We start from the raw sequence: 13583 nt of genomic DNA, 5'->3' as shown, positions 1-13583 counted from the left end.
TCAGCGGCTACTCCTCAGGCGTTACCTTTTACCGCCATGCTGGCCAGACGGGTAAAATCCAGCATCCGATCCAGCGGCTTGACGGCACGCGGGATCAGCTGCGGGTCAACGATGATCTCGTCAGTGCCGTGTTCCAGGCTCTGCAGCACCCGCGGCAACGTATTCATCGCCATCCAGGGACAGTGCGCGCAGCTGCGGCAGGTCGCACCGTTACCGGCGGTCGGGGCGTCGATCAACAGACGATCCGGCGCAGCCTGCTGCATCTTGTAGAAAATGCCGCGGTCGGTCGCCACGATGAAGGTCGGGTTCGGCAGTTCCTGCGTCGCCTTGATCAACTGACTGGTTGAACCCACCACATCGGCCAGTTCGACTACCGCCTGCGGCGACTCGGGATGCACCAGTACGGCGGCATCCGGATAGACCTTGCGCAGATCCTCCAATGCCTTGGCCTTGAACTCTTCATGCACGATGCAGGACCCTTCCCACAGCAGCATATCGGCGCCGGTTTCACGCTGAATGTAGTTACCCAGATGCTGGTCCGGTGCCCAGAGAATCTTTTCGCCCCTGTCCATCAAGTGCTCGACAATGGGCAGCGCGCAGCTTGAGGTGACGACCCAGTCTGCGCGCGCCTTGACCGCCGCGGAGGTGTTGGCATAAACGACGACGGTGCGGTCCGGATGTTGATCGCAATAGGCGGAAAACTCGTCAATCGGACAGCCGATATCCAGCGAGCAGGTCGCTTCCAGCGTGGGCATCAGCACCCGTTTCTCGGGGCTCAGAATCTTTGCAGTTTCACCCATGAAGCGCACGCCCGCCACAAGCAGCGTACTGGCAGGATGATCGCGGCCGAAGCGCGCCATTTCCAACGAGTCAGACACGCAGCCGCCGGTCTCTTCTGCCAGCTCCTGTAACAGCGGGTCGGTGTAATAGTGTGCCACCAGCACGGCGTTGTGCGCTTTCAGCGACGCCGCAATGCGCGCCTTGTAATCGGCCTTTTCGGCATCACTCAAGGGCGCAGGAGCCTTGGCATCTAGATGTGCCTGCACCAGCAGGCGTTCGGAAATCTGCGACATATTCTCATCCGTCCGGAGAACAACAGTAGGCGGCGATTGTAACACGCCAACCACAAGTCGACGCTGGTACAGGATCGCCGGCGCAGGGCACCTCAGTCCTAGCTAACCGCGAGCGTCAGATCCACGCAGGGCAAGGCTTGCATCAAAGAGGAAGTCACCGATTGAGCACAGCGCTTGTGCGAGAGGAAAATACAGGCGCGACAACAACACCGAGTACGGGCAGACAATCAAAATGGGGGAGAAGATTTTTGCGGTAACCGCGAGGGAAGTCCAAAATGGTGGGTCGTGTAGGATTCGAACCTACGACCAATTGGTTAAAAGCCAACTGCTCTACCAACTGAGCTAACGACCCGTTTGGACGCGCGCTATATTAATGATTTAGCGTTGAAATTCAAGTCTTTTCTGACCATGCAGCCGTCTTTAGCGGTAACGCGTCGGATCAGGCATATTGGCTGCCGCAAAACCTTCTGCGCGCAATCGGCAACTGTCACAACACCCGCAGGCCTGCCCGTGGTCATCCGCCTGATAGCATGACACTGTCAGTGCGTAGTCCACGCCCAGTCGACTGCCCGCCTGGACAATTTGCGCCTTGCTCAGGTGTTGCAGCGGCGCCTGAATACGAAACGGGCGCCCTTCCACACCGGCACGGGTTGCCAGATTGGCAAGCTGCTCGAAGGCACTGACAAATTCAGGCCGACAATCAGGATAACCGGAGTAGTCGACCGCATTCACCCCAATATAGATATCCTGCGCATCCAGCACCTCAGCCCAGCCTAACGCCAAGGCGAGAAACACCGTGTTGCGCGCAGGGACGTAGGTCACCGGGATACCGGGTTGCGGCTGCTCTGGAACTGCCAGCGTGCTGTCGGTCAGCGCGGAGCCACCCATGCCGTCGAGATCGAGCCCGATGACCTTGTGCTCTACAACTCCGGCGGCGCGTGCCAGCGCCTTGGCCGCGTCGAGTTCAGCACGATGCCGCTGGCCATAATCGAAGCTCATGCTGTAACACTGATAACCTTCGGCCTGGGCCAACGCCAATACTGTCGCGGAATCCAGGCCACCGGACAATAACACCACGGCTTTGCCGCGCGACGGCGAAGGGTTCATGCCGGTAACTCCCGGGAAGGTATAACGATTGCAGCGGCGGGCGCCGCTGCACGGAGACTTAGTTCAGATTGTTCAACTCGCGGCCAGCCAGCTGCGCCGCAGAGGAATCTGGATACTTGCTGACGACCTGCTGAAACAGGTCACGCGCCTTGTCATCGTGGCCCAGACGGCGCTCAACCTCACCCAGCTTGTACATCGCATCGGATTCCTTGCGATGGTTGGGGTAGCGACTGATAACCTGCGCAAACGATTTGCCTGCGGACTCCAGGTCGGACTGCACCAGATATACCTCACCCAGCCAGTATTGGGCATTACCCGCGTACTGACTGTCAGGGTAACGGCGCAGGAAGGCGGTGAAAGCCTGGGCGGCCTTATCAAATTCACGCGCTTTGACCAGATCAAAGGACGCGTCGTAAAGCAGCTTCTCTCGTTCCGGGTCGGCCGGAGCTGCGCCTTGGGCGGAGCTGGCATTATCGGCCGGCGGTGCGGTCGCCGCGCTCGGCGCAGCGCCACCCACAGCCGAATCGGCTGCGGGTGCAGGGGAATTATTGCTGGAGAGCCTACGGTCAATATCTTCGTAGCGGTCCAGCTGGTCACGCTCCATCTGCTTCAGCTTGTAGCCCTGCTCTTCAAGCAGACCACGCAGCATGGTGACTTCCTGCTGCAGCTGATACAGCTGTTGGTACAACTGGCCTTCACTGGAAAGGCCAGCCGTGGTCTGAGGGGCTACAGAGGAGCCCGGATAGTTGGTGCCGGAGTTACCCGAGCCACCTTCTGACACCGGCACCTGCGCCAGAGCACCGAGGGGCGCCAGCAAACAGGCGAATACTACTCCTCTGAAACCTTTCATAAGACCTCTTCTATTACTTGCGCAGCTCTACGCGACGGTTCTGAGCCATGCTTTCTTCGCTGGAACCCATAGCAGCAGGCTTCTCTTCGCCGTAGGAAACCAGTTCCAGCTGGGCAGGAGAAACGCCTTGCAGTACCAGGTAACGCTGAACGGCAGCAGCACGACGCTCGCCCAGAGCCATGTTGTACTCACGAGTACCGCGCTCGTCAGTGTGGCCTTCCAGAACAACGCGGTTGCCAGCAGACTTCAGATCCTTGGCGTGAACGTCCAGGGAGCGCATGGCTTCCTGCTTCAGCTCGGAGCTGTCGTACTCAAAGTAGAAAGTGGTAACGGCGCGCAGAGCGGCTTCTTCGCTGCTTACGCCATTGTCCATACCTGCGCCAGAGGTGCCTGCGCCGTAACCGGCGTTAGGATCAACTGCGCCAGTGCCGGAAGCGTCGCCGCCTTTGGACGAACAACCTACAACAACGCCGAACGCGACAACCAGAGCAGCCATTTTACCGAACTTGATAACTTCCATCATGAACTCCTATTAACCCCATATGGTTTAGTGTTGGTGCGCCCTATGGCAGGTAAGGGGACCATGACGGTACGCGCAGGTCTGTGAACTGCGTCGGAATTTCCGAGCGTGCACGACCATTTGTCGATACCAGCATGAGTACGCCCCGTCCCTGTTGACGGGTAGCATAAATTAACATAGTGCCGTTGGGTGAGACAGTAGGCGACTCATCCAAAGACGTTTCTGTTAAAACCCTCAGATTGCCCCGTTTGAGGTCTTGAGTAGCAATCTGAAAATTACGGTAACCTTCCTGGCGGTGCACCATCACCATGGTGCGCCCATCCACGGAAAGTTTTGCGTTGGCGTTGTAGTTACCAACAAAAGTCAGGCGCTCAGTGGAGCCACCATTAATGTTCTGTTTGTAAATCTGCGGCTTGCCGCCGCGATCCGAGGTAAAGGCGATGGTGCTGTTATCCATCCAGCTTGGCTCGGTATCGATCGAAAAGTGGTTGGTGATGCGACGCAGCTGCTTGCTGCCCAGATCCATCACGTAAATCTCGGGATTCCCGTCTCGCGACAGTACAAAGGCCAGGCGATTGCCATCTGGCGACCAGGCGGGCGCTCCGTTCAGGCCTTCAAAATTGGTAATACGCTCGCGGCGACCGGTCTGGATGTAATGCACATAGATTTCCGGACGACGCGACTCAAAAGACACATAGGCAATACGCTGACCGTCCGGGGCATAAGACGGACTCAGAATCGGCTCGCGTGACTGCAACAAGGTAGAGGCGCGCGCACCATCATAATCCGAGCGCTGCAGTGTGTAGCGCGTATTATCGGCGGAGAAGCGCTCTGCAGCCACATACAGCAGCTTGGTGTTGAACGCACCCTTTATGCCGGTAATCTCTTCGAACACCTCGTCACTCAGGTGATGGGCCATGTCACGCAATTGCGCCTTGGTACCGCTCACCGTCTTGGCCAGCAAAACCTGCTCACGCAGGATGCTGTAAAGACTGTAGTTCAGCTCGTAGCGATCTGTTCCAGGCTGATTGCTAACCTGCCCGACGACCACGTAATCCACGCCGATCATTTTCCAATCGCGCGCATTGATTTCTTCTGCGCGGACCGGGTAACTCAGCATATTGTTGCGCTCCATAGGCGCGAACATGCCGGTATTGCGTAAATCGTTAGCGCTGATTTGCGCCAGGTCTTCCGGCAAGGGTGCACTACCTTGCCAGCCAAAAGGCACTACCGCGATCGGCGTGGCCTTATCGCTACCCTTGGTAATTTCAATCGCATCCTGTGCCAACGTCAGTTGCGCCGTACACAGTGCAATCACTGCAATCAATGCTTGCGTGAATCGTTTCATCAGAATGCCAGATCCTCTGGTTTGAAGCGCAACAGCCGTTGTCTGTACATACGGTCAAATGCTGCGGGATTATCGCGCGATAGCGTCTGCATTTCCGGGATTCGGCCCACATTTCGAACGGCCTGCACCGCGGATTGATCAAACCCGGGGTCGCCGCTGGAGCGGGTGACCACCACGTCGGTAATTTGCCCCGTAGGCAACATGCTCAACTGAACCTCAACCACCATGCCGTTACGTGCGGTCGGCGGCCTGCGCCACTGCTCACTCACGTAACGACGAATTACGTCATCATAACTGGCTGCCACCTGATCCCCAGGTCGGTCCGCCTGCGCCTGCTGATACTGCGTTTCGTCCGCAAGCAGATCAGCCAACGCCTTGGCTTTGGCATCTTCCTGTGCCTTGCGGGCAGCGTCAGCCTCGGCACGTTTCTTCGCTTCTGCCGCCTCCGCGGCTTTGCGCTTCGCGTCTGCTTCGGCCTGCGCCTTGCGCTTGGCCTCTTCTTCCGCCTTTTTGCGGGCCGCTTCTGCTTCAGCACGCTTTTTCGCTGCCTCTGCCTCGGCAGCGCGCTCTGCCTCTTCGCGCTTCTTCGCGGCGGCGACTTCCGCCGCCTTGCGCTGGGCCTCAGCTTCCGCTTTGGCTTTTGCTTCAGCCTCGCTCTTTGCCTTGGCTGCATCAGCGGCCGCTGCTTCGGCGGCTTTCTGTTCCTGCTCTTGCGCCTTCTGCGCCTGCTCTGCCGCGGCGCGCTGAGCCTCTTGCTGCTTTTGCTTTTGTTCCTGCTGTTGTTGCTCCTGCTTCCTGCGCTCCAGCTCTTCAGCTTCATGGCGCTGTGCAGCAGTGCGCTGCGCTTCGCCAGCAATCTTCTGGTCGGTCTGCGTGGTCGCCGGACTCATCGAGTCAAGTTGCACCAGGGTCGCCTGCACAATCGGCCTGGCCGGCTCAAAGCTGGGCGCAGTCGCGAACGAGGCAAACAACAAAATGGCGACTGCCAAATGCACCGCCAGGGCTTTCAGCAACGGCGCTGAATAACGCCCGGGCGTATCTACCCGCCGGCGGTTCTCTGGCGTATTCACGGCGCCTCTGTGATCAGGCCAACGTTCGGCACACCAGCCTGCTGCAGCGCGCCCATCGCGGTCATGATCACACCGTAGTTTGCTGCCTTGTCACCGCGGATATACACCAGGGTGTCCGGCTTGGCGCGCATGATTTTGGTCACGCCTTCGGTCATTGCCTCCAGTGACACGGCACTGTCGGTCTGATTCTCGGTATCTACGGCTTCGCCCAGATTCCAGTAATAACTGCCGTCAGCCAGTACCGACAGCGTCAGCACCTGCTGATTGCTGTCCGAAGGCAGCACCTCGCTGGACACCTGTGGAAGATCGACCTTGACGCCCTGGTTCAGCATGGGTGCGGTCACCATGAAGATCACCAGCAACACCAACATGACGTCGATGTAAGGCACGACATTCATCTCGGCGACCGGTTTGCGCTTCTGGCGACGGCCCTGCATGTGCATCGACATAACTACTCCACCTTACTCATCGCGCGAGTGAACGCGGCGATGCAGGATGCTGGAAAACTCTTCTGCGAAGGTGTAGTAACGGCCAATCAGCATTTCCGAACGCGCAGAGAAACGGTTATAGGCAACCACCGCCGGGATGGCTGCGAACAGACCGATGGCCGTGGCGATCAACGCCTCAGCGATACCTGGCGCAACCGTTGCCAGGGTAGCTTGCTGTACCGTAGCCAAGCCGCGAAACGAGTTCATGATGCCCCAGACCGTGCCGAACAAGCCGACATAGGGGCTGGTCGAGCCTACTGTTGCCAGAAACGGCAGGTGCTGCTCAAGCTTCTCTTCTTCGCGCGAAATAGCTACACGCATGGAGCGCTGTACCGCATCCATGATCGCATCCGGATCGACCCCGGACTGCTGACGCATGCGAGAGAACTCCTTGAAGCCGGCACGGAAAATCTGCTCCAGCCCCGAGTCTTCATCCGGCGACCCGGTGACCTGGCGGTACAACTGAGACAGGTCAACGCCGGACCAGAAGCGATCTTCAAAGTCATCCAGCGAGCTTTTCGCCGAACGCATGAAACTGCTGCGTTGAAAAATCATCACCCATGACACAATGGATGCGGTCAACAGCGTCAGCATGACCAGTTGCACCAGCACGCTAGCGCCTGAAATCAGGTGCCACATCGACATTTGATCAGCTTGCACGCTTTACCACTCCTCGCTTACTCATGGGTTCCCTACGTCTTTATCGGCTTGCGCCCAGTTTTCAAAGGCGGTGCGCATGCTCTCAGGTATCGCCCGCGGCCGGTAACGGTCAGCACTGACGCACGCCACCAGAACCTCGCCTTCACACAGCAAGTCGCCATCCGCCCGAGTAACTTGCTGGCGAAAGCGAATACTTGCACGCTTGGTTTCCAAGACAGCCGCAGAGACGACAAGTTCATCATCGAGTCGAGCAGGCGCGTGGTAGCGTGCCGTCACAGAGTGCACAACAAAGATGACGTTCTCTCTTTGCAAAGCACTTTGATCAAACCCAAGAGTGCGGACCAGCTCCGTCCGCGCACGCTCCATAAACTTAAGATAATTAACGTAGTAGACGATGCCACCGGCATCGGTATCTTCAAAGTAGACGCGGGCTTTCAGCACGAATGGCGGCCCTGGACGTTCAACGCGCATAATGTAGAGCCAAGTTGACGTTTTGCATAGTGGGCAAACTCGCTATTTGTAAAATATTTTTTCAGGGGGAATCCGGCGCCGCCGGGTCGTCGAACAGGTCAGCCGACAAGGGCGCCATGCGGCTCGGCAGATTCAGGCCGAAATGCAGGTAGGCGTGCCTGGTTACCACCCGCCCGCGTGGCGTGCGCATAATAAAGCCCTGCTGGATCAGATAGGGCTCCAGCACATCCTCGATAGTGTGCCTTTCCTCGCTGATGGCGGCGGCCAGGTTATCTATACCCACAGGACCGCCGTCAAACTTGTCGATCATGGTCAGCAGCAGGCGCCGATCCATATGATCAAAACCTTGCTCGTCAACATCCAGCAAATTCAGCGCCTTGTCAGCGACTTCGCGGGTAATCGCCCCTTGGCTGCGTACTTCGGCAAAGTCCCGCACACGGCGTAACAGGCGGTTGGCGATACGCGGCGTGCCGCGTGAGCGGCGCGCAATTTCACGCGCTCCGGCCGGATCCATTTCCAGGCCGAGAATGCCGGCCGAGCGCCCGACAATAGTTGCCAGATCATCAACACCATAGAACTCCAGACGCTGCACAATACCAAAACGGTCACGCAGTGGATTGGTCAGCATGCCAGCGCGGGTGGTGGCGCCCACCAGGGTAAACGGGGGCAAGTCCAGCTTGATGGAACGCGCAGCGGGACCTTCGCCAATCATGATATCGAGCTGGTAGTCCTCCATCGCCGGATAGAGAATCTCCTCTACCACAGGTGAAAGACGATGGATTTCATCAACGAACAACACGTCCCCGGCTTCCAGATTGGTCAGCAGCGCGGCCAGATCGCCAGCACGCTCCAGCACCGGCCCGGAGGTGCTTTTGATCTTCGCACCCATTTCCTGGGCAATGATATTGGCAAGAGTTGTCTTGCCCAGGCCCGGCGGGCCGAAGATAAGCACATGATCCAGCGCTTCGCCGCGCCCCTTGGCGGCCTTGATAAACAGCTCCATCTGCTCGCGCACGGCCGGCTGGCCAATGTATTCGGCCAGTTTGAGCGGGCGAATCGCCCGATCAATCACCTCTTCCTGTTGCCGCGGGGTAGCGGCAATCAAACGGTCTTCTTCAAGCATGCGATGTCCATCGTGGTGGGTCGTGCGGGCTGCTTACACCATGCCCTTGAGTGCACGGCGAATCAACTCTTCGCTTGAGAGTCCGGCTTCATCAACAGCAGAGACAGCCTTGCTGGCCTCCTGCGGCTTGTAGCCCAGAGAAATCAGCGCACTGACGGCATCGGCGCTAGGCTTGGCCGCGGTAGTGGTCGGCGCTCCGGTAACCAACGGCAGGCTGCCCGGGGCGGCCTCCCAGGCCTTGAACCGGTCGCGCAGTTCGATCAACAGACGCTCGGCAGTCTTTTTACCGACCCCGGGCACCCTGACCAGCGCAGTGACGTCCTGGTGCTGCACCGCCATGACCAACTCGTCCACATCCATGCCCGACATCAGCGCCAGGGCCAGCTTGGGCCCAACACCGTTGAGCCGAATCAACTCGCGAAACAGCTCGCGGCCACGCTTGTCGGCAAAAGCGTAGAGCAGCTGAGCATCCTCGCGCACCACCATATGGGTGTGCAGGGTTACGCGCTCACCCAACGCCGGCAACAGGTAGAAAGTGCTCATGGGTGCATCGAGTTCATAGCCCACGCCCTGCACGTCCAACACAATATGCGGCGGCTGCTTCTCCAGCAAGACACCGGTCAGTCGACCTATCACTCAGCTGTTCTCCTGTTATACCCACTTATTTGGTTTCAACGTCGACGCAACCGCCCGGAGCGCATCGCCAGCGCCGCGTTACCCAGCTGTTGCTGCACGCCACTCAGGTGCGCGTGACAGAGCGCGATAGCCAACGCATCCGCTGCATCGGCCTGCGGCGTACCGCCTAACCCCAGCAGCTGAGCCACCATATGCTGCACCTGCTTTTTGTCGGCCGCGCCGGTCCCGACCACCGATTGCTTTACCTGCCGAGCGCTGTATTCATTCACCGCCAGTCCCGCGTTGACAGCCGCGACGATAGCAGCCCCGCGCGCCTGCCCCAACTTCAAGGCCGAATCCGGGTTACGGGCCAGAAACACTTGCTCGATACTGACGACAGTGGGTTGATACTGAGCAATCAGCTCACTCAGGTACTGGAAGATTTTTTGCAGGCGATCCGGAAAAGGGCCGTCACCCAACCGAATACAACCGGAAGTAACGTACTCACAGCGCCCCGCCTGGAGCTTCACGATGCCGAAGCCGGTAATACGCGAACCGGGATCAATCCCGAGAATCACTGCCATTGCGCCGCTGCCTCTGCCATCCAATGTCGCCCATCCGAAGCGTCTTCAGACCAGAGCGGTTACCATAAAAGAGTTTGCTATAAAAAAGGGAGGCAGCAGCCTCCCCTCGGGTCAGAGTCTACGCCAGGATCAGCCGAGCTGCTCCAAGATTTCGTCGCTGATCTCGGCATTGGAGTAGACGTTCTGCACATCATCCAAGTCCTCCAGCATATCCACCAAGCGAACGATCTTTTCCGCCGTATCCAGATCAAGCTCAGCGGTGGTACTGGGGATCATTGCCAGATCGGCTGACTCACCGACAAAGCCAGCCGCCTCCAGGCCATCGCGGACCGCGCCAAACTCTTCGAAGCGCGTAAAAACCTCGAAGGAGCCGTCCTCATTGCCAACAACATCCTCAGCCCCGGACTCCAGAGCCGCCTCCATCAGGGCGTCCTCATCAATGCCAGGTGCAAAGGTAATCTGCCCACGCCGGGTAAACAGATAGGCTACTGACCCATCGGTCCCCAGGTTACCACCGCACTTGTTGAAAGCATGGCGCACCTCGCTGACCGTACGATTACGATTATCGGTCATTGCCTCCACCAGAATAGCAACGCCGCCGGCGCCGTAACCTTCGTAGGTCAGCTCTTCCATATTGTCGGCGTCGTTGCTGCCGGCGCCGCGGGCGATGGCACGATCAACCGTATCGCGGGTCATGTTGGCCGCCAGCGCCTTGTCCACTGCCGTGCGCAACCGCGGATTATCCGCCGGATTGCCGCCGCCTACCTTGGCTGCTACCGTCAGCTCACGAATCAGCTTGGTGAAAATCTTGCCCCGCTTGGCATCCTGCGCGGCCTTGCGGTGCTTGATATTGGCCCATTTGGAATGACCGGCCATAAACCTCGACTCCAGTATCCGGAATGCCTTGCACTGCCCCATCAGCGACGGGGCAGGTTTACCTATTACTCGACCTTGGTCTGCTCGCGCAGACGAATGCTCAGCTCCCGCAGCGCCTTGTTGTCGACCAGGCCGGGCGCCTGGGTCATCACGCACGCGGCGCTCTGGGTTTTCGGGAAGGCGATCACTTCACGAATCGACTGCGCGCCAGTCACCAGCATCACCAGACGATCCAGACCGAAGGCCAGACCACCGTGTGGCGGCGCGCCAAACTTGAGCGCATCGAGCAGGAAGCCAAACTTCTCCTGCTGTTCTTCCGGGCTGATACCCAGAATATTGAATACTGCCTGCTGCATTTCCTTACGGTGAATACGAATGGAGCCGCCACCCAGCTCGGTGCCGTTGAGCACCATGTCATAGGCGCGCGACAGCGCAGTCGCCGGTTCCGCCTGCAGCGCTTCGGGCGAGCACTTCGGCGCCGTGAAGGGGTGGTGCAGCGCCGATAGCGAACCATCGTCGTTCTCTTCGAACATCGGGAAATCGACAACCCAGAGCGGAGCCCATTCACAGGTCAGCAGCTCCAGATCGGTGCCCAGCTTGATGCGCAGCGCGCCCAGCGCCTCTGAAACGACCTTGGCCTTGTCGGCACCGAAGAAGACGATATCGCCATCAACCGCGCCCACACGATCCAGAATCACCTCAAGGTTATCTTCAGGAATGAATTTGACGATCGGCGACTGCAAGCCTTCCAGCCCCTTGGCGCGCTCGTTGACCTTGATGTAAGCCAAGCCTTTGGCGCCGTAGATACCAACAAACTTGGTGTAGTCGTCAATTTGTTTACGCGGCATGCTGGCCCCGCCCGGCACGCGAAGCGCTGCAACTCGGCCCTTGGGATCGTTTGCCGGACCACTGAATACCTTGAACTCGACGCCAGCCAGTTGATCCGCGACGTCTACCAGTTCCAACGGGTTACGCAGATCAGGTTTGTCAGAGCCATAACGACGCATGGCCTCTGCAAAGGTCATGTGCGGGAACTCGCCCAACTCCACGTCCAGCACTTGCTTGAACAGTTGACGAATCATGCCTTCGGTCAACCCCATGATATCGGCTTCATCCAGGAAACTGGTTTCGATATCGATCTGCGTGAACTCGGGCTGACGATCAGCGCGCAGGTCTTCATCGCGGAAGCACTTGGCGATCTGATAATAGCGATCAAACCCGGAGACCATCAGCAACTGCTTGAACAACTGAGGCGACTGCGGCAACGCGAAGAAATGGCCAGGATGGGTGCGGCTGGGCACCAGATAATCGCGCGCGCCTTCCGGAGTGGCACGGGTCAGGATCGGCGTTTCCACATCAAGGAAGCCGTTTTCATCAAGATAGCGGCGAATGCTGCTGGTGATCTGCGAACGAAGCTTCAGCTTGGCCGCCATTTCCGGACGACGCAGATCGATGAAACGATAACGAAGGCGGGTTTCTTCGCCGACATCAGAGTACTCATTGAGTGGGAAAGGAGGCGTTTCTGCCTGATTTAGCACTTCCAGCTCATAGCCCAGCACTTCAATAGCGCCCGACGCCATGTTCGGATTCACTGCGCCGGCAGGACGCGCACGCACCTTACCCCGTACCCGCACCACATACTCACTGCGCACGCTGTCCGCCACAGCAAAGGTATCTTCGCGGTCAGGGTCGAACACCACCTGAGCCAGGCCTTCACGATCGCGGATATCCAGGAAAATCACCCCACCGTGATCGCGACGGCGATGAACCCAGCCGCAAAGAGTAATTTCCTGGTCTGCCAGCGTTTCGTTCAGCTGGCCGCAATAATGGGTACGCATCATGGTGTGGTGCTTCCTGTGATCGGCAAAATGGACATATCCGACGGCACTGATTTATAGCCGCCGAGACAGGCGCCCGGATAAAAACGGCATAATATACCCGAAAACGCGCCACCATTGGGAGTCATAAGCGCCGCCCCATGCTGGCAGTCACATTTAAGCGCCACCACTGCCAGGCCAGGCCGGGCACCGGCCGGACAAAATAGTGGCCCCTACCGGAACTGACGCACAGTTTTCCGATCTGACTAGTACACACGTTAGAACCTGCCCTGTACCGCCTGGGCCTATATCTGGGCGGCAGGCGATTCATCCAACAGAGTCAAGACCACCAAGGAGCCATGATGAAAATCGATATCGGCATTACCGAAACGGATCGCGAAAAAATTGCAGACGGCTTGTCACACCTGCTGGCCGACACCTACACCCTCTACCTGAAGACCCACAACTTTCACTGGAACGTTAAAGGCCCAATGTTTCAGACCCTGCACCTGATGTTTGAAACCCACTACAACGAATTGGCGCTGGCGGTTGACGATATCGCCGAACGCATCCGTACTCTGGGCTTTCCCGCACCCGGCACTTACAAGCAGTTTGTCGAGCTGAGCTCAATCAAGGAAGAAGATGGCGTCCCTGAGGCCAAAGAGATGATCAAGCTCTTGGTAGAGGGCCACGAAGCCTGTGTGCGCACGGCACGCTCGATATTCCCTGCTTGCGACGAAAGCCACGACGAACCCACTGCCGACCTGCTGACCCAGCGCATGCAGACCCACGAAAAAACGGCCTGGATGCTGCGTAGCCTGCTGGAAGGCTGAGCCACAACCGCTGGCGGCCCAGGTGCCGCCAGCCATCCCTGATATACCTTGGTAGCAAAGCGAAATTCAGGTTAGAGTGCGGCGCGGCTAAACCAACCAACTCGCCGCCACATTGTCGTTTTTCGCAGCATTACCATCTAAGTATTCA

The 13583-nt window shown here is 58.3% G+C and carries 15 protein-coding genes and 1 tRNA gene; 1 reads left to right on the top strand and 15 read right to left on the bottom strand.

Features of this window, described 5'->3' with window-relative positions; genetic code table 11:
- Nucleotides 1-14 precede the first annotated feature (14 nt).
- The 15 genes from nadA to aspS form a co-directional block, all read right to left on the bottom strand.
- Nucleotides 15-1073: a quinolinate synthase NadA gene (nadA, locus tag BLU26_RS17720; protein ID WP_092288164.1), complete on the bottom strand. Its 1059-nt coding sequence runs from the start codon at nucleotides 1071-1073 to the stop codon at nucleotides 15-17.
- Between the two features lie 276 nt (nucleotides 1074-1349).
- Nucleotides 1350-1425, bottom strand: a tRNA-Lys gene (locus BLU26_RS17715).
- A 68-nt stretch (nucleotides 1426-1493) separates the two neighbouring features.
- Nucleotides 1494-2180: a 7-cyano-7-deazaguanine synthase QueC gene (queC, locus tag BLU26_RS17710; protein ID WP_092288163.1), complete on the bottom strand. Its 687-nt coding sequence runs from the start codon at nucleotides 2178-2180 to the stop codon at nucleotides 1494-1496.
- A gap of 58 nt (nucleotides 2181-2238) precedes the next feature.
- A complete protein-coding gene (gene ybgF, locus BLU26_RS17705; protein ID WP_092288162.1) occupies nucleotides 2239-3030 on the bottom strand; it encodes a tol-pal system protein YbgF in 792 nt (263 codons plus the stop codon).
- 13 nt (nucleotides 3031-3043) lie between these two features.
- Nucleotides 3044-3550, bottom strand: a complete 507-nt coding sequence (gene pal, locus BLU26_RS17700; RefSeq protein ID WP_092288161.1) for a peptidoglycan-associated lipoprotein Pal — start codon at nucleotides 3548-3550, stop codon at nucleotides 3044-3046.
- 43 nt (nucleotides 3551-3593) lie between these two features.
- Nucleotides 3594-4898 (bottom strand): Tol-Pal system beta propeller repeat protein TolB, encoded by a 1305-nt coding sequence (gene tolB / locus BLU26_RS17695; RefSeq protein ID WP_092288160.1) that lies wholly within the window; start codon nucleotides 4896-4898, stop codon nucleotides 3594-3596.
- Entirely contained in the window at nucleotides 4898-5968 is a 1071-nt protein-coding gene (tolA, locus tag BLU26_RS17690; RefSeq protein WP_092288159.1) for a cell envelope integrity protein TolA, read from the bottom strand. The genes tolB and tolA overlap by 1 nt, the downstream gene beginning before the upstream one ends.
- On the bottom strand, nucleotides 5965-6405 hold the full coding sequence (tolR, locus tag BLU26_RS17685; RefSeq protein ID WP_092288554.1) for a protein TolR: 441 nt from the start codon (nucleotides 6403-6405) through the stop codon (nucleotides 5965-5967). The genes tolA and tolR overlap by 4 nt, the downstream gene beginning before the upstream one ends.
- A 24-nt stretch (nucleotides 6406-6429) precedes the next feature.
- Nucleotides 6430-7101, bottom strand: coding sequence for a protein TolQ (tolQ, locus tag BLU26_RS17680; protein ID WP_092288158.1), 672 nt, complete (start codon nucleotides 7099-7101; stop codon nucleotides 6430-6432).
- 36 nt (nucleotides 7102-7137) lie between these two features.
- The gene (gene ybgC, locus BLU26_RS17675) at nucleotides 7138-7587 is read right to left on the bottom strand and encodes a tol-pal system-associated acyl-CoA thioesterase (protein ID WP_092288157.1); all 450 of its coding nucleotides are present in this window, start codon (nucleotides 7585-7587) and stop codon (nucleotides 7138-7140) included.
- 61 nt (nucleotides 7588-7648) lie between these two features.
- Nucleotides 7649-8710, bottom strand: a complete 1062-nt coding sequence (gene ruvB, locus BLU26_RS17670; protein WP_092288156.1) for a Holliday junction branch migration DNA helicase RuvB — start codon at nucleotides 8708-8710, stop codon at nucleotides 7649-7651.
- A 33-nt stretch (nucleotides 8711-8743) separates the two neighbouring features.
- The gene (gene ruvA, locus BLU26_RS17665) at nucleotides 8744-9346 is read right to left on the bottom strand and encodes a Holliday junction branch migration protein RuvA (RefSeq protein ID WP_092288155.1); all 603 of its coding nucleotides are present in this window, start codon (nucleotides 9344-9346) and stop codon (nucleotides 8744-8746) included.
- A gap of 35 nt (nucleotides 9347-9381) precedes the next feature.
- Nucleotides 9382-9909 (bottom strand): crossover junction endodeoxyribonuclease RuvC, encoded by a 528-nt coding sequence (gene ruvC, locus BLU26_RS17660; RefSeq protein WP_092288154.1) that lies wholly within the window; start codon nucleotides 9907-9909, stop codon nucleotides 9382-9384.
- Nucleotides 9910-10038: 129 nt separating this feature from the next.
- The gene (locus tag BLU26_RS17655; protein WP_092288153.1) at nucleotides 10039-10785 is read right to left on the bottom strand and encodes a YebC/PmpR family DNA-binding transcriptional regulator; all 747 of its coding nucleotides are present in this window, start codon (nucleotides 10783-10785) and stop codon (nucleotides 10039-10041) included.
- 65 nt (nucleotides 10786-10850) lie between these two features.
- Nucleotides 10851-12626, bottom strand: coding sequence for an aspartate--tRNA ligase (gene aspS, locus BLU26_RS17650; RefSeq protein ID WP_092288152.1), 1776 nt, complete (start codon nucleotides 12624-12626; stop codon nucleotides 10851-10853).
- A 338-nt stretch (nucleotides 12627-12964) separates the two neighbouring features.
- On the opposite strand from aspS, the gene BLU26_RS17645 reads away from it, so the two are divergent.
- Nucleotides 12965-13435 carry a Dps family protein gene (locus BLU26_RS17645; RefSeq protein ID WP_092288151.1) on the top strand — a complete coding sequence of 157 codons (471 nt, stop codon included), beginning with the start codon at nucleotides 12965-12967 and terminating at the stop codon, nucleotides 13433-13435.
- Nucleotides 13436-13583 lie beyond the last annotated feature (148 nt).

Source organism: Halopseudomonas sabulinigri (genome assembly GCF_900105255.1).
Taxonomy (GTDB): domain Bacteria; phylum Pseudomonadota; class Gammaproteobacteria; order Pseudomonadales; family Pseudomonadaceae; genus Halopseudomonas; species Halopseudomonas sabulinigri.
This window is presented reverse-complemented; position numbering and strand designations above follow the sequence as displayed.

What these genes read in the sequence shown, in the direction of transcription:
- queC (WP_092288163.1), bottom strand. Translation starts at nt 2,180, where the DNA reads ATGAACCCTTCGCCGTCGCGCGGCAAAGCCGTGGTGTTATTGTCCGGT.
- BLU26_RS17655 (WP_092288153.1), bottom strand. Translation starts at nt 10,785, where the DNA reads ATGGCCGGTCATTCCAAATGGGCCAATATCAAGCACCGCAAGGCCGCG.
- BLU26_RS17645 (WP_092288151.1), top strand. Translation starts at nt 12,965, where the DNA reads ATGAAAATCGATATCGGCATTACCGAAACGGATCGCGAAAAAATTGCA.
- ybgF (WP_092288162.1), bottom strand. Translation starts at nt 3,030, where the DNA reads ATGAAAGGTTTCAGAGGAGTAGTATTCGCCTGTTTGCTGGCGCCCCTC.
- ruvB (WP_092288156.1), bottom strand. Translation starts at nt 8,710, where the DNA reads ATGCTTGAAGAAGACCGTTTGATTGCCGCTACCCCGCGGCAACAGGAA.
- ybgC (WP_092288157.1), bottom strand. Translation starts at nt 7,587, where the DNA reads ATGCGCGTTGAACGTCCAGGGCCGCCATTCGTGCTGAAAGCCCGCGTC.
- tolR (WP_092288554.1), bottom strand. Translation starts at nt 6,405, where the DNA reads ATGCAGGGCCGTCGCCAGAAGCGCAAACCGGTCGCCGAGATGAATGTC.
- pal (WP_092288161.1), bottom strand. Translation starts at nt 3,550, where the DNA reads ATGGAAGTTATCAAGTTCGGTAAAATGGCTGCTCTGGTTGTCGCGTTC.
- tolQ (WP_092288158.1), bottom strand. Translation starts at nt 7,101, where the DNA reads ATGTCGATGTGGCACCTGATTTCAGGCGCTAGCGTGCTGGTGCAACTG.
- tolB (WP_092288160.1), bottom strand. Translation starts at nt 4,898, where the DNA reads ATGAAACGATTCACGCAAGCATTGATTGCAGTGATTGCACTGTGTACG.
- ruvC (WP_092288154.1), bottom strand. Translation starts at nt 9,909, where the DNA reads ATGGCAGTGATTCTCGGGATTGATCCCGGTTCGCGTATTACCGGCTTC.
- nadA (WP_092288164.1), bottom strand. Translation starts at nt 1,073, where the DNA reads ATGTCGCAGATTTCCGAACGCCTGCTGGTGCAGGCACATCTAGATGCC.
- aspS (WP_092288152.1), bottom strand. Translation starts at nt 12,626, where the DNA reads ATGATGCGTACCCATTATTGCGGCCAGCTGAACGAAACGCTGGCAGAC.